This window comes from Streptomyces sp. NPDC029292, from assembly GCF_055569295.1.
On record NZ_JBVHXR010000014.1, the window covers coordinates 141155 to 166268 of the forward strand.

The window sequence follows — 25114 nt, forward strand, 5'->3', positions numbered from 1 at the left end:
TGTGCCTTTCAACAGGGGGCAGAGCGCGCCCCAAAGGGGCGCGGGGCTGTGTCAACATGCGGCTTCGCCGCGTGGGCGCGACCAGCCACGACCGGCCCGCGGCCGCAATAGAACCTGACGACCACGGACCGACCGCGCACAACCAAGCCACCAGGCCTAGTGATTGGCCTTCCAGTCCGCCTGAGCGGCGTTCAGCTGCTCGGCCAACGTGTCCAGGAAGGACTTCGCACTCATCTTCCCGAGCAGCACCTTCTGGTAGTTCGGCTCGTTGTCGGCCTTGGAGATGGTGTTCCAGTCGGGCAGGTAGTACGGCAGCTGCACGATCTTGGTGCTGGCACCGTTGAGCGCCTCCGCGGCCAGCTTGGTGGGCTCGGCCTTCTGGATCCAGGCGTCCTTGGCGGCCTCGGTGTTCGCCGGCACCTGGCCCGCGGACTCGTTGAACTTGGAGTTCTCCTCGGCCGAGACGGCGAACTCGATGAACTTCCAGGCGGCCGCCTTATTCTTGCTGGACTTGAACACGCTCAGTCCGTCGACCGGGTTGGACACCTGCACGCGCGTGCCGTCGTCCAGCGTCGGGTTCGGGATGCCGCGGAACTTGTCCGCCCCCAGCGCCTTCAGGTGGTCCTGGTAGGAACCGAGGTTGTGGCTCAGCATTCCGATGGTGCCGCTGTCCCACTGGGCGACCATCTTGGTGAAATCGTTGTTGAGGTCGGCGGACGGGGTGTCCTCCTTGTACAGGGCGACGTACTTCTCGAGGGCGGCCACGTTCTTCGGGTCGTTGACGGTGGTCTTGTCGCCGTTCCAGAACGAGGTGATGCCGGTCTGGCCGTACATCGCGTCCAGGGCCGGCCCGATGGAGCCCTCGCCACCGCGGATGGTGAAGCCGAACTTGTTCTTGCCCTGGTCGGTGAGCTTGTCGGCGGCCTTGAAGAAGTTGGTCCAGGTGGTCGGCGCGTCGAGGCCTGCGGACTTGAACAGATCCGTCCGGTACCACAGCGTGCCGTTGTTGGCGGAGGTCGGCACCTGGTAAAGCGCGTCACCGCCGCCCGCGGCCCGGCTGCTGTCGAGCAGGTTCTGGCCCAGTTTGCCGTTCAGCGAGCTCTTCTCGAGCCGGCTGTCCAGCGGCTCGAGTGCTCCCTGAACCGCGACCTCGGCGAGCATGGCGGTACCCACGCCGCCGACGTCGGGCAGGCCGCCGCCCTGGATGGCGGTGTCGTACTTGGACTGGGCGCTCGCGGCGGGTATTCCGACGTAGTTGACCTTGATGTCCGGGTACTTCTTCTCGAAGTCCGCGATGATCTGCTTCCAGATGTCGGTGCGGACACCGCCGTTGTTGTCCCAGAAGGTGATCTCGCCCTTGCCGGAACCCTCGTTGCCCTTGTCTCCCGTGCCGCTGCCGTCGTCACCGCAGGCGGTGGCGGTCAGTGCGAGCACGGAGCCCAGGGCGACGGCCGTGGCGGCACGCCTGCTTCTGCGAATGCTGATCTTCATTGGTCGGCTCTCTTCTTCTGGATCCAACGGGGTTGTGGGGTCTTGTCAGCGGCGGGCATACGGCGCCCAACCGTCCGTGCCTGCGAGGTAGTCGGCGACCGTGTGAGTGGCCGCGTCGGCGTCCGACAGCTGCGACCGGTCGGCGGTGACGGCGGAACCCGGTCCGTACGTGCGGTATTCGGCGAACCGCGCGCCCTTCCACGAGAAGCCGCTCATGTCGGTCCACGGCGAGGACTTGACCGCGGCCGGCAGCTCGGTGTCGCGGATCAGCACATCGGCGACGGCGTCGGCCCTTTCCGGCGAACCACCCCACCTCGGGGTAGTTGATCGGCTACGTTCGGCAATACCCGGTGGCGGCAGCCAAGTCAGCGATGACCGGAGCCCCGCCTCAACGCTGGGGTCGGGCCAACAGGGTGTCCTGGTTGCACCCACCCACTGGCCATGAGGGCGCCTCACAGGGACGCCCCCATGGCCGGCGCCTGCTCACCGCTGTACTCGTACGCGGCCTCGTCGAAGTCGTTGCTGTTGCCGTCGGGTACGGCGTCCACGGCCGCCTGGACGGTCGGGTAGTCGGCGGGCACGTCCAGCAGGGTGCCGATCCGCGATTGCGGACCTGAGAACTTACGAACCAGCGCGGGAACGGCGGCCGCGGGGTCCAGCCGATAGGCGTAGAAGTCGTGCGGATCGAAGGCCGTGCCCCACGCGTCGTGCCGTCCGGTGGTGTTCTTCAGAATGGACCCGCGCTGCACCAACTCGGCCGTGTCATCGGCCTGATAGGGGTGCTGGACCCCGTCGTAATAGCTGTTCTCGATGACCATCCTGGTGTGGCCGCGCGACCAGTTGCCGTACGTCCAGACCGGATCGCCGTCCGCCACCTGGGCCGACAGATAGTTGTTGTAGAGGTGCGCGTAGGCGCAGTTGTCGGCGGACGGATTGCGCTGCTTCGTACCGCTGAACCAGTTGTGGTCGATGGTGATCTGCGTCAGCACATTGGACGTCCAGCCGATCCCGAACGCCTTGTTGTGGTGGGTGAACTGGTTGTAGGAGACGGTGATGTACTGGCTGTCCTTGCGGATGTCGAGCAGCCCGTCGCCCATGTGCGTGAAGCGGTTGTGGTCGATCCACACGTGGTCGACGGTGTCCATCTGGATCGCGTCGAAGTCCTGTGTCTTGCCGTCCCAGTCGCCCTCGACGTACGAGTCCCGGATCGTCAGATTGCGGATGATCACGTTGTGTGTGCCGGGGTTGAGGTGCAGCTCCCCGTGGACGATCTCGCCGGAGTCGCCGACGCCGATGATCGTCTTGTTCGAGGTCACGACGATGTCGGAGCCGAAGGGTTCGACGGTGAGGGCCCCCGAGACCCGGATGACGTACGGCTCCTCGGCGGCCGCGTACTTGGCCAGCGAGGCCTGGTCGGTGACCGTGACGACCTTGCCGCCCGCGCCGCCGCTGGTGCCGCCGTCGAGGGAGGCGAAACCATGCGGCTGATCGGTCCAACGATTCACCGCTGTAAGGGCTTTCGGTGCGGAGTCGGCGGCCTTCGCCTGGCCGACAGCCCCCAAGGTCAGGGCCGCCACCAGCCCCACGACGGCGGCCAGGGTTCTCCCCAGGCCTGGACCTGGCAAGCGCTTGCTATGGAGGTGCGTCATTGCGGCTCCCAACAGGCGTACGGATGGCAGGAATCGACCCTCAGGGGGTCACGGTGATGCGGAACTGAGTGAACGTGGCCGCGCCGGCGTGTCCCCCGCCGACGGGCGCGAGCGCGAAGAGTCCGAGCAGGGCGCCGACCCAGCGCCAGGGGGTGGCGGCGAAGACCTGGCCGGAGGACTCCCGGCCGTCTCCCACGTCGTACGAGAAGCGGCAGCGCGCCCCCGCGCCGATCTCGATCCAGAGCCTGGCCCGCCCCTCGGGCGCCTCCAGCGGATGCGCGGCGTCGCGCTCCCTCTCGGCGACCGACTCGGCGAACCGGTGCACGAGCCGCACCGAACCGTCGGTGTCCCGCTGGAGCCCGATCCAGCTGAACGCGTCCCCGAGCACCGCGAGACCCGCCCGCGCGCCCGGTTCCTCGCTGTCGAGCCGCAGCTCCACCTCGACGGTGGCGGTGATGCCGGGCAGCCGCTGGGTGAGCAGGTTCGGCAGCTTGCGCAGATCGTGCGCGTCGACCGTCCGTACACAGCTCAGCCGCAGCCCGTCCCCGGAGTGCTGGGTGGCCCAGCCGTCCTGCGGGTTGGCGGTCCACTGCCACTGGCGCCCGTACCGGCCGCCGGGGAAGTCGTCGTCGGTGGCGGGCGCGGACGGCGGCTGCGACGGCAGGTCCGGCTTCTTGTGTACGGTGACGGGGGCGCCCTCGTCACCGAGCACCGGCCAGCCGTCCGCGCCCCAGCGCATCGGCTGGAGGTGGACGACACGGCCGTACGGGCCGCGCTGCTGGAAGTGCGCGAACCAGTCCTCGCCGCTCGCCGTGCGCACCCAGCCGCCCTGGTGCGGGCCGTTGACCTCGGTGTCGCCCTGCTCCAGGACGATCCGCTCCTCGTACGGGCCGAAGAAGCCGCGCGAGCGGAAGGCGCCCTGCCAGCCGGTCTCCACTCCCCCGGCCGGGGCGAAGATCCAGAACCAGCCGTCGTGCCGGTAGAGCTTGGGCCCTTCGAGCGTGAACCAGCCGGGCAGGCGGTCGGCGTCGACGATCAGCTTGCCCTCGTCGAGCAGTCCGGTGGCGTCGGGCCGCATCCGGTGTCCGGTGAGCCGGTTCTTCACGCCCGCGCGGGACTTGGCCCAGGCGTGCACGAGATACGCCTCGCCGGTCTCCTCGTCCCACAGCGGGCAGGCGTCGATGAGCCCCTTGCCCTCCTTGACCAGGTGCGGCCGGGTCCAAGGGCCGCGGATCTCGGGGGCGTTGACCTGGAAGATGCCGTGGTCGGGGTCGCCCCAGAAGATCCAGAAGCGGTCGTCGTGGTGGCGCAGGGAGGGCGCCCACACTCCGCAGTCGTGCCGGGGCTTCCTGAACTCGCCTGCGGGTTCGAGGCGTTGGAGGGCGTGGCCGACGAGCGTCCAGTTGACGAGGTCGCGGGAGTGCAGCAGGGGCAGGCCCGGGGCGCGGCCGAAGCTGGAGGCGGTGAGGTAGAAGTCGTCGCCGACGCGGACGAGGTCGGGGTCGGACCAGTCGGCGTCGAGGACGGGGTTGCGGTAGGTGCCGTCCCCGCGGTCCGCGCTGAACGCGCTGTTCATGGGCTCACCGCCTTCCGTACGAGCGCCGCGGCTTCGCTCCGGTCGAGGCTGCCGTCCGCGACGACGGTGACGACCCGGCGTACGACCGTCTCCCCGGACGCGATCGGCAGCCGTGCGTCGTGCGCGAGGGAGGAGCCCACGCCCGGGTACTCGGCGGTGCGCACGAACCACGGGTCACGGCGGGTCGCGTCGGTGGCCCCGGCGAAGACGAGCGTCCAGGTGGCGCCCGCGAGGGCGAGCCAGTCGGCGCGGGCGCCGTGGACCGCGTCCTCGCCCTCGGTGTCGGCGGTGAACACGCGCGGCGTCTCGGCCTCCTTGCGGGCCCGCCAGAAGAAGCCGCCGTAGGCCGCGCCGGGCCGCCCGTTGGTGGCGGGGCTGCCGAGGGAGAGCACCTGCCCCGTCGTGTTCGTGAGCGAGAAAGTGAAGTCCAACGCCCAGGCGGTGTCGGTGAGTTCGATCGCGGCGACCGTACGGCGCTCGCGCAGCAGCTCGCCGCCCGCGGCCACCCAGCGCAGCTCCTCCACGAAGCCGTCGGGGTCGCGCAGCTGGAAGCCGGAGTGCCGCTGGGCGCCGTGATTGTCCAGCTCGGTGGGCCCCTGGTCGCGCACATAGGTGCGCCCGCCCCAGAAGTTGTGCCCCTCGACGTCGGGAACGGCGACACCGACGCCGAGGTGGTGTGCGTGGTCGGCGGGGCTGAGCTCGGTGACGGCCGTGCCGGCCAGGGTGGTGACGGGGTGCAGATACGGACGCGGCGAGAGCCGGGGCGGCAGTGCAGGGCGGGTGATGTAACGGCCGACGGGGCGGCCCGCGATGCGCAGGACCAGCGACTCGTTGTTCATCCGGTGCTCACCTCGTTCGGGAGCGCCCAGGAGGCGCCCAGCTCGGAGTAGAGGGCGAGGGTGTCGGCGGCGGCCGCGACGAGTCCGTCGATGCCGCGGACCACCCGGCGGTTCTCGCCGGGGAGCAGCTCCCAGGCGTCGTCGGGCAGCGCGACCGGGTCGGGCGCCTGTCGAATCGCTTCCACAACCCTCATGAAGGCGCCCGTCGACTCGGGCGTGACCAGCAGTTCGGCGCCGTCGGTCAGATGCGCGACCAGGTTCTCCAGCAGGTCCGTCCGGCCGTACTCGATCTCCTCGGGGCCACGCCCGGAACGCTGCACGAGCACCCGGTCCTGCTTGTACCAGAAGGTGATGCGCCCCTGGGTGCCGTGCACGAGGACATACGGCTCGTCGGGCCGCTCGGCGCAGAGTGTCGCGGCGACGGTGATGCGGCTCGTCGCGGTGACGACGCGCACGCACGAGGTGTCGTCGGACTCGATGTCGTTGGCGCGCAGCAGCTCGGTCTCGATCGCGGTGACGTCCTCGGCGCGGGTGGCGCCGTCCAGCGCGAGGGCCGTGGCGACAGCGTGCGCGAGGGGGTTCGTCAGGACCCCGTCGACCACGTCCACGCCGTTCAGGCGGCGCTTGCCCGCCCACGGCGCACGCCGGTAGTACGCCTCGTCGCGCGCCCAGGCCCCCGCCCCGCCGATCCCGCACACCCTGCCGAGCGCGCCCTGGGCGATCAGCCCCCGGATCGCGGGCACGGCGTGCGAGCCCAGCGACTGGAAGCCGATCTGACAGACGACTCCGGCCGCGGCGACCCCGTCGGCCATCCTGCGGAACTCCGCGTACGACGGCGCGGGCGGCTTCTCCAGCAGCAGGTGTACGCCCTTTTCGGCGGCGATCAGCGCCAGGTCGGTGTGGGTGGGGATGGGCGTGCAGATCACGGCGATCGCGGCGCCGGTGGAGTCGAGGAGGGCGCCGAAGTCGGCGGACTGCTCGGGAAGTTCGCCCTCGAAGTCCTCCTTGAGTTCCTCCTCGGTGAGCGGGGTCAGCTCGCAGATGCCCGCGAGCCGTACGAGCCCCTTGTCCTGGAGACGGCGGAGGTTGCGCAGGTGCCAGCGGCCGTGACCGCGGGCGCCCGCGAGGACGACGGGCAGGGGGGTTTCCTTCGTGGCGGCCGTGTTCATCGGATCCTCCCCGCGCCCGCGCCGCGCTGTACGTCGCGGTCGGCCTGCCGGGCGCTGTCGATCTCCCCGTGCAGCGTGGGCGTCCAGCCGACATCGGCCGTCAGGTCGCGCTCGCTGCCGGAGTTGTACGCGTTGTAGATGGCCAGCAGGTCGACGGGGAAGCCGTTGAAGAGCGTCCCGGTCTGGTGCAGGGCCGTGCCGTTCCAGCTCTTCACGAGGTCGGCGACCTCGACGTGGCCGGGGGTGGTGAAGGCGTTGTTCTCCGCGTAGATCGCCGATTCGGTGGAGACGCCGATCGAGTAGCGGTAGTCGGCGCCTTCGGGCACGACGTACCGGTTGTCGTAGACGTGCACCTGCCCGTAGCGGACGCGCGGCGCGCGCTGGACGACGCCCTCGAACTCGTTGTGGTGCAGGGTGACGCGGAGCTTGCCGCGGTCGCCGGTCGCCGCGTCGCTGTTGCCGAGCAGCATCGCCTTGTCGTGGTCGGCGAACCGGCTCCAGGAGACGGTGACCAGGTCGGAGCCCGTGGTGATGTCCAACAGGCCGTCGTGACGCAGGTAGTTGCGGCCGAAGTAGGTGGGCTCGTCCTCGTCGGGGTGACCCTTGTCGCTCGCGGTGATGTGGTCGACCCAGACGTGCGTGGCGCCGCTGAGCCAGAGGGTGTCGTACGACGTCTTCCAGTCGCCCAGGCCGCCGGTGTTGGGCTGCCAAACGGGGAAGCAGTCGTAGGCGTCGCGGAGTTCGAGGTTGCGGACGATGACGTTGTCCGCGTTCTTGACCTGGAGGCTCCCGCCCTTCAGCACGGCACCGGAGCCGAGGCCGAGAATGGTCGTGTTGGAGCCGACGAGGAGTTCGACGCGCTCGGCCTGCGCGGCGGCCGAGGCCTGCCGGGCCTCCTCCTGCGGGCCGGAGGGCTTGGCCGAGCCCCAGGTGCGCGGGTCGTAGGCGGCCAGGTACGTCTTCACGCTGTACCCGTCGGTCGCGTAGTCGTCGCAGTCCAGGTGATGTCCGTCGTCGTCGGTGTTGGCGTCGATGGTCCCCGCGATCCTGATGATCTTCGGGGTGGCGCTGCCGCCGTCGAGGGCGCGGACCAGTTCGGCCCGCGTCCGTACGGTGAAGACGTGCGCGTCGTCGGCGGCGGCACCGCCGGTGGTGCCGCCCTCGGCCGCGGCCCAGCCGTCGTCCGTGGCCAGGGTGTCGCGGCTGATGTCCCGGGCGTCGGCGCCGGCCGGGGTGCTGAGCACCGCTCCCAACAGGCCGACCATGGCAGCCACTTGAAGAAGATGTCTCTTCCCGGAGCTCATCCCTTCACCGCCCCTGCGCTGAAGCCGGTGATCAGCCACTTCTGGATGAAGGCGAAGACGATGACCACGGGTACGGCGGCGATGATGCCGCCCGCCGCGAGGGCACCCAGGTCGACGCTGTCGGAGCTCATCAGGGTGTTGAGGCCGACGGGGATGGTCTGCTTGCTCTGGTCGCTGAGGAACATCAGGGCGAACAGGAAGTGGTTCCAGGCGTGCACGAAGGCGAAGGAGCCGACGGCGATCAGCCCGGGCCGCAGCAGCGGGAGCACGACGATCCGGAAGGCGTCGAAGCGGTTGCAGCCGTCGACCCAGGCGGCCTCTTCCAGGGAGTACGGGACGTTCCTGATGAACCCGCTGATGAGGATCATCGACAGCGGCAGCTGGAAGACCGTCTCGGCGATGATGACACTGCCCAGCGAGTTGATCATCTGGAGCTTGGCGAAGATCTGGAAGAGCGGGACCAGGAGCAGCGCGCCCGGGACGAACTGGGAGCAGAGCAGGGCCAGCATGAAGCCGCGCTTGACCTTGAAGTCGAAGCGGGCGAGGGCGTAACCGCCGGCGAGGGCGACGATCGTGGTCATCACCAGGGTGGCGACGGCGATGAGCACGCTGTTCTGGAAGTAGGTCCCGAAGCTGCGCTCGTTCCACACCTTGTCGAAGTGCTCGAAGGTCATGGGCCACGGCACGAGCGAGGTCGAACCGGCCGGGCGCAGCGCGAAGAGCAGGATCCAGTAGAAGGGGATCAGGGTGAAGAGCAGGTAGATGCCGAGGGGGACGTAGATCTGCCAGCGCGGGACCTCGTCCCAGGCACGGTGGTTCTTCGCGGGGCGCACCGGGACGGCGATGCCCGTGCCGGACTCCGGGGTGCCCGGCACGACGACCGTGCGGGTGTTGGACTGGGCGTCCTCGGTAATCACTTGTCCCCACCTCCGAACTTGCTCAGTCGCAGGTAGACGATCGAGCAGAACAGCAGAATCACGAACGCGACCGTGGTCAGGGCGGACGCGTAACCGAAGTTGTGCGCGTCGACGCTGGTGTTGGCGATGTAGAGCGGGAGGGTCGTCGTCTCGCCCGCGGGACCACCGCCCGTGAGCGTGTAGAGCAGGTCGACGTTGTTGAACTCCCACACCGCGCGCAGCAGCGTGGACAGGATGATCGCGTCCTTGAGGTGCGGCAGCGTGATGTGCAGGAACTGCCGGAAGCGGCTGGCGCCGTCGACCTCGGCGGCCTCGTACAGGTCCTTGGAGACGGACTGGAGATCGGCGAGGATCAGGATGGCGAAGAAGGGGACACCGCGCCACAGGTCCGCGACCACGGCGGCCGGGAAGACGGTGGAGGTGTCCGACAGCCAGCTGGTGCCGTACTGCCCTATACCCGCGTCGGCGAGGTAACGGGTGATGCCTGTCTGGGAGTTGTAGAGCAGCACCCAGATCGCGGAGGTCAGCACGCCGGAGACGGCCCACGGCGAGAAGACCAGCGCGCGCCCGACGGCCCGCCCCACGAAGGTCTGGTTGACGATCAGCGCGAGTGCCAGGCCGAACAGCAGCTGCAGGCCCACCTCGACGATGACCCACTTGGCGCTGAAGGTCAGCGTGTCCCAGAACTGGGGGTCGTTGGTGAAGGCGTGCGTGAAGTTGTCGAAGCCCGCGAAGCCGTTGCGCCACGGCTTGGTCGGGTTGTAGTTCTGCAGGCTGTAGTAGAAGACGCTGATGACGGGGTAGGCGATGAAACCCAGCATCAGCAGTGCCGCCGGGGCGATCAGCAGATACGGGAGCCTGCGCGGGGTCGCGGAGGCACGGCGCCGCCGGGGTGGCGCGGGCGGTTTCGCCACGGCTGCGGCTTGGGCCATGACTGTTCTCCGTTTCTCGGGCGTTCTCGTGCGGGGTGGTGCTTCCGGTGCGTTCTTGTGGTGAAGCGCTTCGCGTACGTTGTTCGAGATCTCGGCCAAATGGCGGGCGGCCGAGGGTGGTTCAGCCCGCGTACGGGTCCTGCACCTTGCCCGGCCTGGCCAGGAACTCGAAGTCGCAGCCGGTGTCCGCCTGGGTGATCTGCTCGTTGTAGAGCGCGCCGTAGCCTCGCTCGTAACGGACGGGCGGCGGCGTCCACTCCACCCTCCTGCGCTCCAACTCCGCGTCGTCCACGTTGAGTTGGAGTGACCTTGCCTCGACGTCCAGAGTGATCGTGTCCCCGGTCCGCACCAGCGCGAGCGGGCCGCCGATGTACGACTCGGGTGCCACATGCAGCACACAGGCGCCGTAACTCGTGCCGCTCATCCGGGCGTCGGAGATCCGCACCATGTCCCGCACTCCCTGCTTGAGCAGGTGGTCGGGGATGGGCAGCATCCCGTACTCGGGCATGCCCGGACCGCCCTTGGGCCCGGCGTTGCGCAGCACCAGCACACTGTCCGCGGTGATGCCCAGCTCCGGGTCGTTGATGGTCCGTTGCATGGTCTTGTAGTCGTCGAAGACGACCGCGGGACCGGTGTGCCTGAGCAGGTGCGGCTCGGCGGCGATGTGCTTGATGACGGCGCCGTCGGGGCAGAGGTTGCCGCGCAGGACGGCGACGCCGCCCTCGGCCGCGACCGGGTTGTCCCGGGTGCGGATGACGTCGTCGTTGTGAACCTGGGCACTCGCCAGCTGCTCGCGCAGGCTGTCGTACGACACCGTCGGCCGGTCCAGGTGCAGCAGATCGGTGATCCGCGACAGGAACCCGGGCAGGCCGCCGGCGAAGTGGAAGTCCTCCATGAGGTACCTCTGGCCGCCGGGCCGGACGTTGGCGAGCACCGGTACGGTCCGCGCGATCCGGTCGAAGTCGTCGAGCGTGAGCGTGACGCCCGCGCGTCCGGCCATGGCGATCAGATGGATCACGGCGTTGGTCGAGCCGCCGAGCCCGAGGACGGTCGTCACCGCGTCCTCGAACGCCTCCTCGGTGAGGATGTCGGACAGCTTCCGGTCCTTGCGGACGAGTTCGACGATCCGCAGACCGGCGGCGGCCGCCATCCGGTCGTGCCCCGAGTCGACGGCGGGAATGCTCGACGCGCCGGGCACGGTGACGCCGAGCGCCTCGGCGGCCGCCGTGAGCGTGGACGCCGTACCCATGGTCATGCAGTGCCCCGGCGACCGGGCGAGCCCGCTCTCCAGCTCGGTCATCTCGCAGTCCCCGATGAGACCGGCGCGCTTGTCGTCCCAGTACTTCCACATGTCGGTGCCGGAGCCGAGGACTTCATTGCGCCAGTGGCCCGGCAGCATGGGCCCGGCGGGCACGAAGACGGCGGGCAGGTCGACGGACGCGGCCCCCATGAGCAGGGCGGGCGTCGACTTGTCGCAGCCGCCCATCAGCACGGCCCCGTCCACGGGATACGACCGCAGCAGCTCCTCGGTCTCCATCGCGAGCATGTTGCGGTAGAGCATCGGGGTCGGCTTCTGGAAGGTCTCGCTCAGCGTGGACACCGGGAATTCGAGCGGGAAGCCCCCGGCCTGCCACACCCCCCGCTTCACGGCCTGCGCACGGTCCCGCAGATGCACATGACACGGATTGATGTCGGACCAGGTGTTGAGGATCGCGATGACCGGCTTGCCCAGGTGCTCCTCGGGCAGATAGCCGAGCTGCCGTGTCCTGGCCCGGTGGCTGAAGGAGCGCAGCCCCTCGGTGCCGTACCACTGGTGGCTTCTGAGGTCCTCCGGGCCCTTCATATGGACCACCCCGCGGCGATGGCGGCGACTTCCGCCCGCTCGGACTCCGGCAGCGACTTGCTCGGCGGGCGGACGTCACGGCGGCACAGCCCGAGCGAGGCCAGCGCCTCCTTGACCACGGTCACGTTGTTGGCGGAGCCGTTGGCCGCGCGCAGCTCCTCGAAGCGGCGGATCTGCTCCCAGACCTTCATGGCGGCCCGGTAGTCGCCGGATCGAAGCGCTTCGATCATGTTCAGCGAAACGGACGGGGCGACGTTCACGAGCCCCGAGGTGAAACCGGTGGCACCGGCCGAGAAGTACGAGGGCGCGTACGGCTCGGCGAGCCCGGCCACCCACACGAACCGTTCGAGCCCCGCGTCCCGCGCGAAGGCGGCGAAGCCCGCGGCGTCCGGCACGGCGTACTTGACCCCGATGACATTCGGGCAGGCATCGGCGAGCTCGGCGAGCCGAGCACCGGCGAGCAGCGGATTACGGATGTAGGGAACGACTCCCAGCTCCGGTACGGCCTCGGCGACGGCCCGGTGATAGTCGACCCAGCCGCCCTGCGACACATACGGGTGCACGGGCTGGTGGACCATCACCATCTCCGCCCCGAGCTCCCGTGCGTGCCGCGCCGAGGCAACGGCGGTCGGCACGTCGTGCCCGACCCCGACCAGGATGGCGGCCCGGTCCCCCGTCTCCTCGATGGTCAACTCCGTGACCAGCTGCCGCTCTTCGGGGGTCAGCGTGTAGAACTCGCCAGTGTTGCCGTTCGGGGTGAGGGTCTTGACGCCGCCATCCAGCAGCCGACGCAGCAGGGCCCGGTGGGTGTCGCGGTCGATCGTGCCGTCCTCGGCGAAGGGGGTCACCGGGATCGCCACGACCTCGGCGAGCGCCGCCCGCTGGGTCTCGTACGTCGCTGTCATTCCTGTCCATTCTCTTCCTGGCCCTGGGGGAAGGCCCGTTGCACGAACGACGCGATATGGGCGTGCAGCGCACCGGCAGCGCCGTCGGCGTCCCCGTCGAGGGCGAGCCGCAGGATCTCCCGGTGTTCGCTGGCCTCGCGCTCCCAGGACGGGTTGGCCGCCCAGGCGACCGCCGACACCAGCGCGGCCTGATCCCGTACTTCGTCGAGCATCCGGCCGAGCAGCGGGTTGCCGCAGGCCACGTACAGGGCGCGGTGGAACTCCCGGTTGGCGAGCGAGCGTTCGGCGGTGTCGGAGGCGTCGTCGGCGCGGGTCAGCGCGTCGCGGGCGGCGGCGAGCGACGCCTCGCGCCGTACGGTCCGGCGCAGCGCTTCCGGTTCGAGGAGCAGCCGCACGTCGTACACCTCGCGCGCCATGTCCGCGTCCACCATGCGCACCGTGACGCCCTTGTACTGGTTCATCACGACGAGCCCGGTGCCGGCCAGGGTCTTGAGCGCCTCGCGCACGGGCGTCTTCGACACCCCGAACTGCGCGGCGAGCTCGGTCTCGACCAGAGCCTGTCCCGGGGTCAACTGCCCGGTGAGGATGCGGTGTTTGATCCCCTCCAGCACGAACTGCGTGCGGGACGGGATCGGGGTGGGCACAGAGGTCATGCGCGCCTCTCGGATCTCACGTGCGGATCTGGTGTATCGGATCTCGCATATCGCGTCTCATATATGACGTACGAAGTACGACGCGATGAAGGTAGGAGCGTGACTGTGTTTCGTCAACGCTTCTGACAAAAGAAGTTGGAGTGACTCGAGGGAGGGGCGGTCCTCAGACGGTCCTGATGTCGCCCTCGCGGGCGGTGGAGGTCCGGCCGCCGAAGACGGCGGCGGCGCGTTCGGTGGCCGACTCCGGCGTGAGCGTGGGTCCCACGTGGGTGACGAGCAGCTCACGCACGCTCGCCTCCTCGGCCACGGCCCCGGCGTCCTCGGGCGTGAGATGAACTCTCCGTTCGCCATCGCGATGCCGGTCGATGTCGGCCTCGCACAGGAACAGGTCCGCGTCCGTGGCGAGTTCGGTGAGCGCGGGGCACGGCCCGCTGTCCCCCGAGAACGCGAGAACACTCCCCTCGCACTCGGCCCGCAGCCCGTACGCCTCGGTGTCGTGAACGACGGCCCGGCTGAGGAGTCGCAGCCCGCCGAGGCGCGCCTCATGCCCGTCGTACAGGGTCCGGAAGTCGAAGATCCCGCCCAGGAACCCCGGATCCCCCTGCCCGAAGAAACCGGCGAGCCGCTGCCCCAGGTCGCCCGGCGCGTACACGGGAAGCGGCGCGGCGGGAGTGAGCCCGCCATAGGCAAGCCCGTAAAGGGCGGCCAGCAGATCGGCACAGTGATCCGCGTGCAGATGCGAGATCCAGATCGCGCTCAGACCCGCCGGATGCGTATGCCTCTGCAACTCTGCGAAGCTCCCGGGCCCGGCGTCGACCCACACCTCGGCGCCCCCGCCGCTCAGCAGATAGCCGGAGCAGGGGCGGCCGGGACCCGGGTGGGGCGAGGCGGTACCGAGGACGGTGAGGGTGAGGGGCATGCGGGGAGCGTACGGAGTCGCTCCGCCCGCAGGCGCCTCCTTTTACTCCCTACCGGCGCTTCACGGCTTCCGGTTACTCCCTACCGGCGCTTCACGGCTTCCGGTTACTCCCTACCGGCGCTTCACGGCTTCCAGTTACTCCATACCGGGCTTTACAGCTTCCAGTTACTCCATACCGGGCTCTACGGCTTACAGTTTCTCCCTACCGGCGCTCTACGGCTTCCAGCCGGGGTCGCGGCCGCTGAACCCGATCGCCCGGTCGAGGAGCGGCGCGTCGTCCGGCACCGGCACCACGGGCCCGAAGATGCCCCCGCCCCTGCTCGGGTCCTCCGCAGCGGCGACGAGGAACTCGTACGACGCCCGCAGGGCCCCGGCATCGGGCTCGTACTCCTGGCCGGTGGCGCGCGCGAGATCCCAGCCGTGCACCACCAGCTCGTCGGCGGCGACGGCACCCGCCACCGCACCCGGCAGGGACACCCCGCCCGCCCGGGTCTCACCGGTCCAGGCGGCCGGGTCGCGCCAGGCCTCCGCGAGCTCGTCGAGCGCCTTCGGCAGCTCCTCGCGCCAGCGGGGCCCGATGTCGGGCACGACGTCGTCGGGGCTGGTGTCCGTGGTCACCCCGAGGTCCTTGCGCCCGGCGTCACGGAAGGCGACGGCCAGTCCGGCCAGATGCCCCAGCATGTTGTGCACCGCGAACCCCGGACAGGGGGTCGCACCGTCGAGCTGCGCCTCCGTCACACCACTCGCGAGGCGCGCCACGATCAGGGCCTGCGGCCCGAGGTCGAGAGTGTCGAGAGTCCGGCCGGTCATCCGTTTCTCCTCACAGCTTGTCTTCGCTCATGGGGTAGACCGGGGACGCGCCCGAAACTCATCGCTCGCGGCGCACCGGTTCACCCACACCTAAGGCACCTGCCCGATCCCCGGACGGCCGCCTTAGAACCACGATCACCTGCCATGACATGGACGGTGACACGCGTTCTGAGTGACCGCAGCGCGGGGTCGTACCTGGCCGCCGTGGTGATCTCCGGCTTCGGCACATCGGCGATGTGGCTGGCGTCCGGCATCTGGGTCAAGGACCTGACGGGCTCGAACGGACTGGCGGCCCTCTGCGTCTTCGCCCTCTGGGCCCCTACGCTGATCGGCCCCGCCTTGGGCACCCTCGCGGACCGCACGCGCCGCGGCCCCCTCCTGATCTGGACGAACCTGGGTCTGGCCGTGGTCCTGCTGACGCTTTTCGCCGTCACCACACCGGGCCGCCTCTGGATCCTCTTCATCGTGCTCCTGCTGTACGGGGCCACGGGCGTCGTCCACGACGCGGCGGAGTCGGCGCTGATCGCCACGGCCGTCGACAAACGCCTCCTCGGCGACTTCAACGGCCTGCGCATGACGGCCAACGAGAGCATGAAGCTGCTGGCTCCCCTCGCCGGGGCGGGCCTGTACGCGGCGTACGGCGGCGCGCGGGTCGCCCTCCTGGACGCGGTGACGTTCGCGCTGGCGGCGGGCGTGTACGCGCGGCTGCGCATCCGCGAGACGCCGCCCGCGCGGGACACCGCGGGCTGGCGCACCCTCACGGCGGAGGGCACCCGCTACCTCTGGCACCATGCCCGCCTGCGCCCGCTGGTCCTGGCCGGGGGTACGACCATGCTCTTCGCGGGCCTCAACGGCGCGACGATCTACGCCGTCGTCGAGGGCCTGGGCCACTCCCCCGCGTACGTGGGCCTCCTGTACGTCGTCCAGGGCGCCGGCTCCGTAACCATCGGCCTCGTCTCCGGCCCCCTGCTGCGCCACCTGGGTGAGCGCCGCTTCGCCGGGTGCGGGATCGCGCTCACGGCCTGCGCGGTGGCGCTCCGCGCGGTGCCGTCCGACGTCGTCGCCCTCGCCTCCAGCGCGGCCGTGGGCGTCGGGCTGCCCTGTGTCCTGATCGCGGCGTACACCGCGGTCCAGCACGAGACCCCGGACCACCTCCTGGGCCGCACCACCGCCACCGCGAACACCCTCCTGTACGCCCCGAACGCACTCGGCCTGGCCGCCGGCGCCGCCCTGGTCGAACTGGTCGACTACCGGCTCCTGGTGGTGACCCTGGGCGTGACGCTCCTGGTGACGGTGGCACCTTTGCTGCGCGGACGCTCGGCGCCGGTACGGGGCTAAGAGCGGGGTTTTCGCCCCCTCCGCCCCTACCCGTCCCGTACCTGGGGCTCCGCCCCAGACCCCGCTCCTCAAACGCCGGAGGGGCTGAATCCTTTAGCCCGTCCGGGGCGAAAACCGCTCTCAGCCCAGCCCCGCCAACGCCCCCCGCACCGTCTCCAGATCCCCGTCCGACGCCAACCCGGCGTGATACAGCCGAAGTTCCGTCGCCCCCGACGAAGCCGCACGCGCCGCGTCCGCGGCGAGCGTGCCCGGCCGGCCCCCCATCCCCGACACCACGGTGAAGTTGGCGGCCAGCACACTCCCCTCCCGACCCGCCTCGGCGAAGGGCGTCAACAGGCCCGCACCCCCCGTGCAGGGCACCACCACCCCGTCCGCCACGGACAGAATGTGCCCGGGATCGACACCGGCGTTCGCGCCACAGTGGTACGACACCGGATCCGCGTGCAGCAGCACCTGGAACCCGGCGGGCGCGGCCTCCCGTACTGCCGAGACCGCCGCCTCCTGGAGCGTACGGGCCACACCGTCACGCCACGCCCGCGTGGCCCCCGCGGCCTCCGCCCCGAGCAGCTTCTCGACCCCGGCCCAGCCCCCGTCCGACGGCGCCCCGCGCCACACCGGCTCCAGAGCCTCCCGTACGGCCACCGCCAACGCATCGGCGTCGAGCCCCTGCCGCCCGTACCCCTGCCGGCACACCGCGCAGAAGCACAACGACATCAGGTACTGCCCGGCGTCCCCGAGCCCCACCCCGCCGATCTTGTCGTGCGCGTGCAGATGGGCGAGCCCGTACCACCCCAGTGACTCCAGCTCCGTACCGCGGGCCCCGGGCCGCACCGCGGCCTCGGCCGCGAGGTCGACCAGATACGCCCGCGTGTCGTCCTGCGCGATGCACGGCGCCCACGGATACCGGTCCCCGTAGGCGTTGACGACGGACGTGTCCGGATGCTCCTCTCCCAGCCGGGAGTTGTGCGCGAGGACCACCCAGGTGTGGACCTCGAGACCGGCCTTCGCGAGCTCGGCGGCAGCCGCCCCGTACGCGTCCCCGGGCGCCCACTCCCCGGCCGCGTACGGCCGAAGCGACCGCCCCTCCCACCGCGCGTCCGCCACCGGATACAACACGGCGGCGTGCGAGGCGGTGACGATCCGATGGCGAGGATGCCGGGGCGTCAACGCCCGCGTGGAGTGGTACGCGGACGCGAGGGTCACCTGCCGCACCCCGAGCCCGGCGATCCACGAGGCCGCCCCCGGATCCCCGACGACGTCCCACGGATAGACGAAAGCGGACGCCTTCACACACCCTCCCCAAGAAGCCCCACCAGTACCGTCACACGCCTGACGCTCCTCACGCGCCTCACGCGCCTCATGTGCCTCACACGCCTCACTCGCCCTCTTCGAGCAGCGCGTACCCACGCTCGATCAGCTGCGCGAGCTGCTTGACATGGTCCTCGGCCGGTTCGTGCAGCGGCGGTCGCACCTCACCGACGTCGAGCCCCCGCAGCCGGACCCCCGCCTTGACGAGCGAGACCGCGTACCCCCGACCCTGCGCCCGCAGATCGACGAACGGCCGGTAGAACCCGTCGACCAGCCGGTTCACCACATCGTCGTCTCCGGCGTTCAACGCCTTGTGAAAGGCCAGCGCGATCTCCGGAGCGAAGCAGAACACCGCGGACGAGTACAGCGTGATCCCGATGCCCCGGTACGCGAGCCCCGTCAGCTCGGCCGTCGGCAGCCCGTTGAAGTACAGGAACTCGCCCGGCACTTCGCTGCGCACCGCGCTCACGATCCGCTGCATCAGGTCCAGATCGCCCACCCCGTCCTTGAACCCGATGATCCCCTCGGTGCGCGCCAGCTCGACCACGGTCTCGGGCGTGAACACGGCGTTGTCGCGCTGATAGACGACGACCGGCAACGAGGTCGCCGCGGCGAGCTCCCGATAGTGCCGCAGCAGGCCTTCCTGCCCGGCCACCACGAGATACGGCGGCATGGCTAGCAGCCCGTCGGCCCCGGCGGCCTCCGCCAGCCGGGCGAACCGCACGGCGAGCGCGGTCCCGTACCCGGCCCCCGCGACCACCGGCACGCGCCCCTCCGCCGCCTCGACAGCCACCCGCACGCACGCCTCGAACTCCTCGGGGGTGAGCGCGTGGAACTCCCCGGTGCCGCAGCAGGCGAAGACGGCCGCGGCACCGGCCTCGACGCCGCGCCGCACATGCTCCCGGTAGACATCGAGGTCGACGGAGCCGTCGGGGCCGTACGCGGTGACGGGGAAGAACAGCGGCCCGCTGGGGATGCTGAGCCGAGCGGCAAGGGGGGCTGACGTCACGGACTCTCCCTCAACAGGCACGCACCGGTGCACGTTTCTGATCCACGTCCATATTTCTGAACGCGCCCACGCTAAAGCGCGACCTTGGGGCCGGTCAAGCAGGCAAACCCGCAACACGGAGGCGGATTCCCCGCCTCCGCGCGACACTTGACGCAGCACGTCAGTGATCCTTAGCGTGTCCATGGATGTGAATGCCGTACACGCATACGCATGGTCCATGGCTGACGGCTCACGGCCTACGGCTGACGATTCAAGGAGACCCGAGGATGCCCGCTCCCCGCACCGTTCTGCTCACCGGCGCCGCCGGCGGACTCGGCACCCTGATGCGGGGGCTGCTGCCGAAGTACGGCTACGAGCTGCGCCTCCTCGACCTGCTCCCCATCGAGGGCGAGCCGGACGCGATCACCGCGGACCTCGCCGACCGGGCCGCGCTGCGCGAGGCGGTCCGGGGCGTCGACGCGATCATCCACCTCGCGGGCATCTCCCTGGAGGCCTCCTTCGAGAAGATCCTCAAGGCGAACATCGAGGGGACGTACAACCTGTACGAGGCGGCACGCGAGGAAGGCGTACGCCGCATCGTCTTCGCCTCCTCCAACCACGCGGTGGGCTTCACCCCGCGCCCCCAGGGAGACGCCCCCTTCGACGACAGCGCGCTGATCCCGATCGACGCCCCGCGCCGCCCGGACACCTTCTACGGCCTGTCCAAGTCCTTCGGCGAGGACCTGGCCCAGTTCTACTGGGACAAGTACGGCCAGGAGACGGTCTCGGTCCGCATCGGCTCCTGCTTCGCCGAGCCCACCAGCGTGCGCATGCTCTCCGTCTGGATGAGCCCCGAGGACGGCGCCCGCCTCTTCCACGCGGCCCTGACCGCCGAGGACGTGCGACACACGGTCGTCTACGGCTCGTCCGCCAACACCCGCCTGTGGTGGGACCTGTCGACCGCGCGGGCGCTCGGCTACGAGCCGCAGGACGACTCCGAGCCGTACGCCGAGAAGCTCATCGCCGAGCAGGGCGAGCTGGACCCGGCCAACCCGGACCACGCCCACCTGGGCGGCCACTTCACCACGCACCCGCCGATCTGGCCGTACTGACGCCACGGCGAGAGCACGAACCAAGAGCGGGCGGGCACCGAACGGGCCCGCCCGCTCCGGTTTTCGGGCACGAACCGTGCCCGATCCCACCTTCGCACCCGCTCCGCCCCAGGTCCGCCGCGGGCACCCGTATCGCCATACGGGCACAGCCGGGCAGCATCGGGCACGCAACAGGCCTGGTCAGTGGCCGATACCCGCTGTAGAACTTCCCTCAAGGGCCGCACAGGGCCCGAACGGGCAGTGCGCGACGGAGCGCGAGGGAGCGGGTGACGACCATGACGGCGATGACAGCGGAAGAACGACAGCGCGAGATCGTACGGGCCGCGCGCCGCACGGGCTCGGTCGACGTCACCGCGCTCGCCGCGGAACTGGGCGTCGCCAAGGAGACCGTACGGCGGGATCTGCGCACCCTGGAGGACCACGGCCTGGTGCGCCGCACCCACGGCGGCGCCTATCCCGTGGAGAGCGCCGGCTTCGAGACGACGCTCGCCTTCCGCACCACGAGCCATGTGCCCGAGAAGCGCCGCATCGCGGCCGCGGCGGCCGAGCTCCTCGGGGACGCCGAGACGGTCTTCGTCGACGAGGGGTTCACCCCGCAGCTCATCGCCGAGGCACTGCCCCGGGACCGGCCACTGACCGTGGTCACCGCATCCCTGGCCACAGCGGGCGCGCTCGCCGAGGCCGACCACACGAGCGTCCTGCTGCTCGGCGGCCGGGTCCGCCCCGGCACGCTCGCGACCGTGGACCACTGGACGACGAAGATGCTCGCGGGCTTCGTCATCGACCTCGCCTACATCGGAGCCAACGGCATCTCCCGCGAACACGGCCTGACCACCCCCGACCCCGCGGTCAGCGAGGTCAAGGCACAGGCGATCCGCGCCTCCCGGCGCACGGTCTTCGCGGGCGTGCACACCAAGTTCGGCGCGGTCAGCTTCTGTCGGTTCGCCGACATCAGCTCCTTGGAGGCGATCGTCACGAGCACGCTGCTCCCTGCGCCCGAGGCGCACCGCTACTCACTGCAAGGCCCCCAGGTCATCCGAGTCTGAAAACCCAACTCACGCACTCTCGAATCGCGTTTGAAAGACCAACCCACCCACCTCAAGGGCACGCCCACACCCGGAGACGCCCTTTATCTCCCTATACGTCCAGGAGCGATCCATGCGAACCCAGAGCCGACGGAGGTCGCGCGCACTCGCCGCGGCCGCCGCAGGGACGCTGCTCGCCCCGCTGCTCTCCGGCTGTTGGGTCGGAGCGGGCGGGTCAGGTTCAGGCGGCAACTCCATCAACGTCCTGATGGTCAACAACCCGCAGATGGTGGAGCTGCAGAAGCTCACCAAGGCCCACTTCACCAAAGACACCGGCATCAGGGTGAACTTCACCGTCCTGCCGGAGAACGACGTCCGCGACAAGATCAGCCAGGACTTCGCCAACCAGGCGGGCCAGTACGACGTCGCCACGCTGTCCAACTACGAGATACCGATCTACGCCAGGAACGGCTGGCTGCACGATATGGACTCGTATGTGCGTCAGGACAGCGCCTACGACGAGCAGGACATCCTCACGCCCATGCGGCAGTCCCTGACGGCCGACGACGGCAAGCTCTACGGGCAGCCGTTCTACGGCGAGTCGTCCTTCCTGATGTACCGCAAGGACGTGTTCGCCAAGAAGGGCCTGACCATGCCCGCGCACCCCACGTGGGAGCAGGTGGGACAGCTCGCCGCCGAGGCCGACGGCGCCGAGTCCGGCATGAAGGGCATCTGTCTGCGCGGCCTGCCCGGCTGGGGCGAGCTCATGGCCCCCCTCACCACCGTCGTGAACACCTTCGGAGGCACCTGGTTCGACAAGGACTGGAAGGCACGCCTGGACTCCCCCGAGTTCGAAAAGGCGACGAAGTTCTACGTGGACCTCGTGCGCAAGCACGGTGAGTCGGGCGCGGCCCAGTCCGGCTTCGCCGAGTGCCTCAACAACATGACGCAGGGCAAGACGGCCATGTGGTACGACGCCACGTCCGCGGCGGGCTCGCTGGAGGCATCCGACTCCCCGGTCAAGGGCAAGATCGGCTACGTACCCGCGCCCGTCGAGAAGACCAAGTCCTCCGGCTGGCTCTACACCTGGGCCTGGGGCCTCCAGAAGGCCTCCCACAACTCGGACAAGGCCTGGAAGTTCATCTCCTGGGCCTCCAGCAAGCAGTACGAGCAGCTGGTCGGGGACACGATCGGCTGGTCCAACGTCCCGGCCGGCAAGCGCGCCTCGACCTACGCGAACGCCGCCTACGTCAAGGAGGCCGCGGCCTTCCAGGCCACGACGCGCGACGCCATCGAGGGCGCCCGGCCGCGCGACCCCGGGGTGCAGCCGCGTCCCGCGCCCGGCATCCAGTTCGTCGGCATCCCCGAGTTCACCGATCTCGGCACCAAGGTCTCGCAGGAGATCAGCGCGGCCATCGCCGGACGCCAGTCCGTCGAGTCGGCCCTGAAGAAGTCCCAGAAACTCGCCGAGAAGATCTCCAAGGAGTACGAGGGACGATGACCGCCGCAACGACAGCGCCCCTGGCGACCGCTTCCGTACGCACCGCGCGCAGGCCCTCCGGCCGACTGCGCGCCTGGGCCACCCGCGCCCCCCTGCTCCCCGCCCTGATCTTCATGATCGCCGTGACCCAGCTCCCCTTCGTGGCCACGCTGGTGATCTCCTTCTTCGACTGGAACGCCCTCTACCCGAAGGCCCGCCACTTCACGGGCCTCGGCAACTACTCGGACGTCCTGACCGATCCGGACCTGCGCCACTCGGTCTGGACGACGATCCTGCTGACCGTGACCGTGGTCCTGGTCAGCCTGATCCTGGGCCTGGGTCTGGCCCTGCTCCTGGACCGGAGGTTCCGCGGTCGAGGCATCGTCCGTACGCTCCTCATCGCGCCCTTCCTGGTGGTCCCGGTGGCGGCGGCACTGCTCTGGAAGCACGTCCTCTACAACCCTGAATACGGCCTGCTCAACGGCCTGTTGCACTACGTCGGCGGTCCGCAGCCGGACTGGATCTCCAACACCCCGCTCCTGGCGGTCGAGGCCTCCCTGGTCTGGCAGTGGACACCGTTCATGATGCTGATCCTGCTGGCCGGGCTGCAGAGCCGCGACCACCAGCAGATCGAGGCCGCCCGGGTGGACGGCGCGAGCGACTGGCAGATCTTCCGCCATCTGACCCTCCCCCACCTGCGCCGCTACCTCGAACTGGGTGCCCTGCTGGGCTCGATCTACATCGTCCAGAACTTCGACGCGGTCTTCACGCTCACCTCCGGCGGCCTGGGCACCGCGAACCTGCCCTACACCGTCTACCAGAGCTTCTACCAGGCCCACGAGAACGGCCTCGCCTCGGCCGCGGGCGTCCTGGTCGTCATCGGTTCGATCATCATCGCGACCTTCGCCCTGCGCGTGGTGTCGTCCCTGTTCCGCGAGGAGGTGTCCCGCGCATGAGCGACATCGCCGTACGCGTACGTGCCCGCCGTAAAGGAGCGGGCCTCGGCCTGGTGGCCTGGCTGGCCGGAATCGTCTTCTTCCTGCCCATCGCCTGGATGGCCCTGACGTCGTTCCACTCGGAGTCGGACGCGGCGACCAACCCGCCGTCCTTCGGCGCCGCCCTCACCCTCGACGGCTACCGCGAGTTCTTCGGCACGGGAGGCGGCGCGAGCCCCTGGCCCGCTCTGATCAACTCCACGGTGGCATCAGCGGTCTCCACCCTCTGCGTCCTGCTGCTGGCGTTCCCGGCGGCGTACGCCCTGTCGATCCGCCCGGTGAAGAAGTGGACGGACGTCCTGTTCTTCTTCCTGTCGACGAAGATGCTGCCGGTGGTGGCAGGCCTGCTCCCGATCTACCTCTTCGCGAAGAACACGGGAATGCTGGACAACATCTGGCTCCTGGTCATCCTCTACACCTCCATGAACCTGCCGATCGCGGTGTGGATGATGCAGTCGTTCCTCGCCGAGGTGCCGGTGGCGGTCATCGAGGCGGCCCAGATCGACGGGGCGCGCCTCCCGACGATCCTCGCGCGCGTGGTGGCCCCCATCGCCCTGCCGGGCATCGCCGCCACCGCCCTCATCTGCTTCATCTTCAGCTGGAACGAACTCCTCTTCGCCCGAGTGCTCACGGGTGTGGTCGCCGAGACCGCCCCCGTCTTCCTGACCGGCTTCATCACCAGCCAGGGCCTGTTCCTGGCGAAGGTGTGCGCCGCGTCGCTCGTCATCTCCCTGCCGGTGCTCGCCGCGGGGTTCGCCGCCCAGGACAAGCTGGTCCAGGGTCTGTCGTTGGGAGCCGTGAAATGAAGGCCGCAGTCATCGAGTCCGTCGGTCGCGCCGTCGTGGCCGAGGTCCCGGACCCGACGCCGGGCCCCCGCGAGGTCGTCGTCGAGGTCGCGGCCTGCGGCCTGTGCGGTACGGACCTGCACATCCTCCAGGGCGAGTTCGCGCCCAAGCTGCCGATCGTGCCGGGGCACGAGTTCGCGGGCGAGGTGGTCGGGGTCGGCACCCAGGTCACGGAACTCTCGGTCGGCGACCGAGTCGCCGTCGATCCCTCCCTCTACTGCTACGAGTGCCGGTACTGCCGTACGGGCCACAACAACCTCTGCGAGCGGTGGGCCGCGATCGGCGTGACGACGGCGGGCGGGGCGGCCCAGTACGCCGTCGCCCCCGTGGCCAACTGCGTGAAGCTCCCCGAGCACGTCCGCACCCAGGACGCGGCGCTCGTCGAACCACTCTCCTGCGCCGTACGCGGCTACGACGTCCTGAACTCCCGTCTCGGCGCACATGTCCTGATCTACGGCTCCGGGACCATGGGCCTGATGATGCTGGAGCTCGCGAAGCGTACGGGGGCGGCGAGCGTGGACGTCGTCGACCTCAACCGGGAGCGCCTGTCCACGGCCCAGCGCCTCGGGGTCTCCGGCTCCGCCGCGAACGCCGATGAGCTGGGCCGGCCGCAGGGCTGGGACGTGGTCATCGACGCCACGGGGAACGCCGCGGCGATCCAGGACGGCCTGGACCGGGTCGCCAAGGCCGGCACCTTCCTCCAGTTCGGCGTGGCCGACTACGCGACCCGGGTGACGATCGACCCGTACCGCATGTATAACCAGGAGCTCACCATCACCGGCTCCATGGCCGTCCTCCACAGCTTCGAACGCGCGGCTGAGCTGTTCGCGAACGGGGTCCTGGATCCCGAGATCTTCATCAGCGACCGGCTGCCTCTGGACCAGTACCCCCAGGCACTGGAGCAGTTCGCGTCCGGGATCGGCAGGAAGATCGTGGTGGTCCCCTAGAGAACGTTGCCCGCCCATGCCTGGGCTGCCGCTTCGTGAGTGACCCGTCGACCTGGCCGTACTGAGGCG

At 69.8% G+C, this 25114-nt stretch carries 21 protein-coding genes and 1 pseudogene; 7 read left to right on the plus strand and 15 right to left on the minus strand.

The features are described from left to right. Positions 1–156: 156 nt before the first annotated feature. The 13 genes and pseudogenes from ACZ4WS_RS28525 to ACZ4WS_RS28585 all read right to left on the minus strand — a co-directional run bounded on the left by ACZ4WS_RS28525 (position 157) and on the right by ACZ4WS_RS28585 (position 15007). On the minus strand, positions 157–1491 hold the full coding sequence (locus ACZ4WS_RS28525; protein WP_467984765.1) for an ABC transporter substrate-binding protein: 1335 nt from the start codon (positions 1489–1491) through the stop codon (positions 157–159). 45 nt (positions 1492–1536) lie between these two features. Next, positions 1537–3140, minus strand: a pseudogene (locus ACZ4WS_RS28530) (pectate lyase family protein). 40 nt (positions 3141–3180) lie between these two features. Next, entirely contained in the window at positions 3181–4716 is a 1536-nt protein-coding gene (locus ACZ4WS_RS28535; protein WP_467984767.1) for a glycoside hydrolase family 43 protein, read from the minus strand. Beyond that, a complete protein-coding gene (locus ACZ4WS_RS28540; protein WP_467984769.1) occupies positions 4713–5555 on the minus strand; it encodes a DUF6807 domain-containing protein in 843 nt (280 codons plus the stop codon). The genes ACZ4WS_RS28535 and ACZ4WS_RS28540 overlap by 4 nt, the downstream gene beginning before the upstream one ends. Further along, the gene (locus ACZ4WS_RS28545; RefSeq protein ID WP_467984771.1) at positions 5552–6724 is read right to left on the minus strand and encodes a Gfo/Idh/MocA family protein; all 1173 of its coding nucleotides are present in this window, start codon (positions 6722–6724) and stop codon (positions 5552–5554) included. Before ACZ4WS_RS28545 ends, ACZ4WS_RS28540 begins: the two co-directional genes overlap by 4 nt. Continuing rightward, on the minus strand, positions 6721–7989 hold the full coding sequence (locus ACZ4WS_RS28550; RefSeq protein ID WP_467984993.1) for a pectate lyase family protein: 1269 nt from the start codon (positions 7987–7989) through the stop codon (positions 6721–6723). The genes ACZ4WS_RS28545 and ACZ4WS_RS28550 overlap by 4 nt, the downstream gene beginning before the upstream one ends. A 35-nt stretch (positions 7990–8024) precedes the next feature. Further along, positions 8025–8873, minus strand: a complete 849-nt coding sequence (locus tag ACZ4WS_RS28555; protein ID WP_467984995.1) for a carbohydrate ABC transporter permease — start codon at positions 8871–8873, stop codon at positions 8025–8027. Between the two features lie 68 nt (positions 8874–8941). Continuing rightward, positions 8942–9877: a carbohydrate ABC transporter permease gene (locus ACZ4WS_RS28560; protein ID WP_467984773.1), complete on the minus strand. Its 936-nt coding sequence runs from the start codon at positions 9875–9877 to the stop codon at positions 8942–8944. Positions 9878–9998: 121 nt separating this feature from the next. Beyond that, complete coding sequence (araD, locus tag ACZ4WS_RS28565; protein ID WP_467984775.1) at positions 9999–11720, minus strand: L-arabinonate dehydratase; 1722 nt, start codon at positions 11718–11720, stop codon at positions 9999–10001. Beyond that, complete coding sequence (locus ACZ4WS_RS28570; protein ID WP_467984777.1) at positions 11717–12625, minus strand: dihydrodipicolinate synthase family protein; 909 nt, start codon at positions 12623–12625, stop codon at positions 11717–11719. Before ACZ4WS_RS28570 ends, araD begins: the two co-directional genes overlap by 4 nt. Next, positions 12622–13278: a GntR family transcriptional regulator gene (locus tag ACZ4WS_RS28575; protein WP_467984779.1), complete on the minus strand. Its 657-nt coding sequence runs from the start codon at positions 13276–13278 to the stop codon at positions 12622–12624. Before ACZ4WS_RS28575 ends, ACZ4WS_RS28570 begins: the two co-directional genes overlap by 4 nt. 163 nt (positions 13279–13441) lie before the next feature. Next, on the minus strand, positions 13442–14197 hold the full coding sequence (locus ACZ4WS_RS28580; RefSeq protein WP_467984781.1) for an MBL fold metallo-hydrolase: 756 nt from the start codon (positions 14195–14197) through the stop codon (positions 13442–13444). Between the two features lie 213 nt (positions 14198–14410). Then, positions 14411–15007 (minus strand): TIGR03086 family metal-binding protein, encoded by a 597-nt coding sequence (locus ACZ4WS_RS28585; protein WP_467984783.1) that lies wholly within the window; start codon positions 15005–15007, stop codon positions 14411–14413. Between the two features lie 144 nt (positions 15008–15151). Here ACZ4WS_RS28585 and ACZ4WS_RS28590 point away from each other — a divergent pair, with 144 nt between their 5' ends. Beyond that, positions 15152–16345 carry an MFS transporter gene (locus ACZ4WS_RS28590; RefSeq protein WP_467984785.1) on the plus strand — a complete coding sequence of 398 codons (1194 nt, stop codon included), beginning with the start codon at positions 15152–15154 and terminating at the stop codon, positions 16343–16345. A gap of 120 nt (positions 16346–16465) precedes the next feature. Here the strand turns inward: ACZ4WS_RS28590 and ACZ4WS_RS28595 are convergent, their stop codons facing one another. Together ACZ4WS_RS28595 and ACZ4WS_RS28600 are read right to left on the minus strand one after the other, a co-directional pair. Continuing rightward, the gene (locus tag ACZ4WS_RS28595) at positions 16466–17635 is read right to left on the minus strand and encodes a hypothetical protein (protein WP_467984787.1); all 1170 of its coding nucleotides are present in this window, start codon (positions 17633–17635) and stop codon (positions 16466–16468) included. 85 nt (positions 17636–17720) lie between these two features. Then, the gene (locus ACZ4WS_RS28600) at positions 17721–18662 is read right to left on the minus strand and encodes a 5-dehydro-4-deoxyglucarate dehydratase (RefSeq protein ID WP_467984789.1); all 942 of its coding nucleotides are present in this window, start codon (positions 18660–18662) and stop codon (positions 17721–17723) included. Positions 18663–18928: 266 nt separating this feature from the next. On the opposite strand from ACZ4WS_RS28600, the gene ACZ4WS_RS28605 reads away from it, so the two are divergent. From ACZ4WS_RS28605 to ACZ4WS_RS28630, 6 genes are all read left to right on the plus strand, one after another. Continuing rightward, positions 18929–19753: an NAD-dependent epimerase/dehydratase family protein gene (locus ACZ4WS_RS28605; RefSeq protein ID WP_467984792.1), complete on the plus strand. Its 825-nt coding sequence runs from the start codon at positions 18929–18931 to the stop codon at positions 19751–19753. A 275-nt stretch (positions 19754–20028) separates the two neighbouring features. Then, the gene (locus ACZ4WS_RS28610) at positions 20029–20799 is read left to right on the plus strand and encodes a DeoR/GlpR family DNA-binding transcription regulator (protein WP_467984794.1); all 771 of its coding nucleotides are present in this window, start codon (positions 20029–20031) and stop codon (positions 20797–20799) included. 112 nt (positions 20800–20911) lie between these two features. Then, a complete protein-coding gene (locus ACZ4WS_RS28615) occupies positions 20912–22279 on the plus strand; it encodes an ABC transporter substrate-binding protein (protein ID WP_467984796.1) in 1368 nt (455 codons plus the stop codon). After that, positions 22276–23214, plus strand: a complete 939-nt coding sequence (locus tag ACZ4WS_RS28620; protein ID WP_467984798.1) for a carbohydrate ABC transporter permease — start codon at positions 22276–22278, stop codon at positions 23212–23214. The genes ACZ4WS_RS28615 and ACZ4WS_RS28620 overlap by 4 nt, the downstream gene beginning before the upstream one ends. Then, positions 23211–24059 (plus strand): carbohydrate ABC transporter permease, encoded by an 849-nt coding sequence (locus tag ACZ4WS_RS28625; RefSeq protein WP_467984800.1) that lies wholly within the window; start codon positions 23211–23213, stop codon positions 24057–24059. The genes ACZ4WS_RS28620 and ACZ4WS_RS28625 overlap by 4 nt, the downstream gene beginning before the upstream one ends. Further along, positions 24056–25045: a zinc-dependent alcohol dehydrogenase family protein gene (locus ACZ4WS_RS28630; protein ID WP_467984802.1), complete on the plus strand. Its 990-nt coding sequence runs from the start codon at positions 24056–24058 to the stop codon at positions 25043–25045. The genes ACZ4WS_RS28625 and ACZ4WS_RS28630 overlap by 4 nt, the downstream gene beginning before the upstream one ends. Positions 25046–25114: the final 69 nt, after the last annotated feature.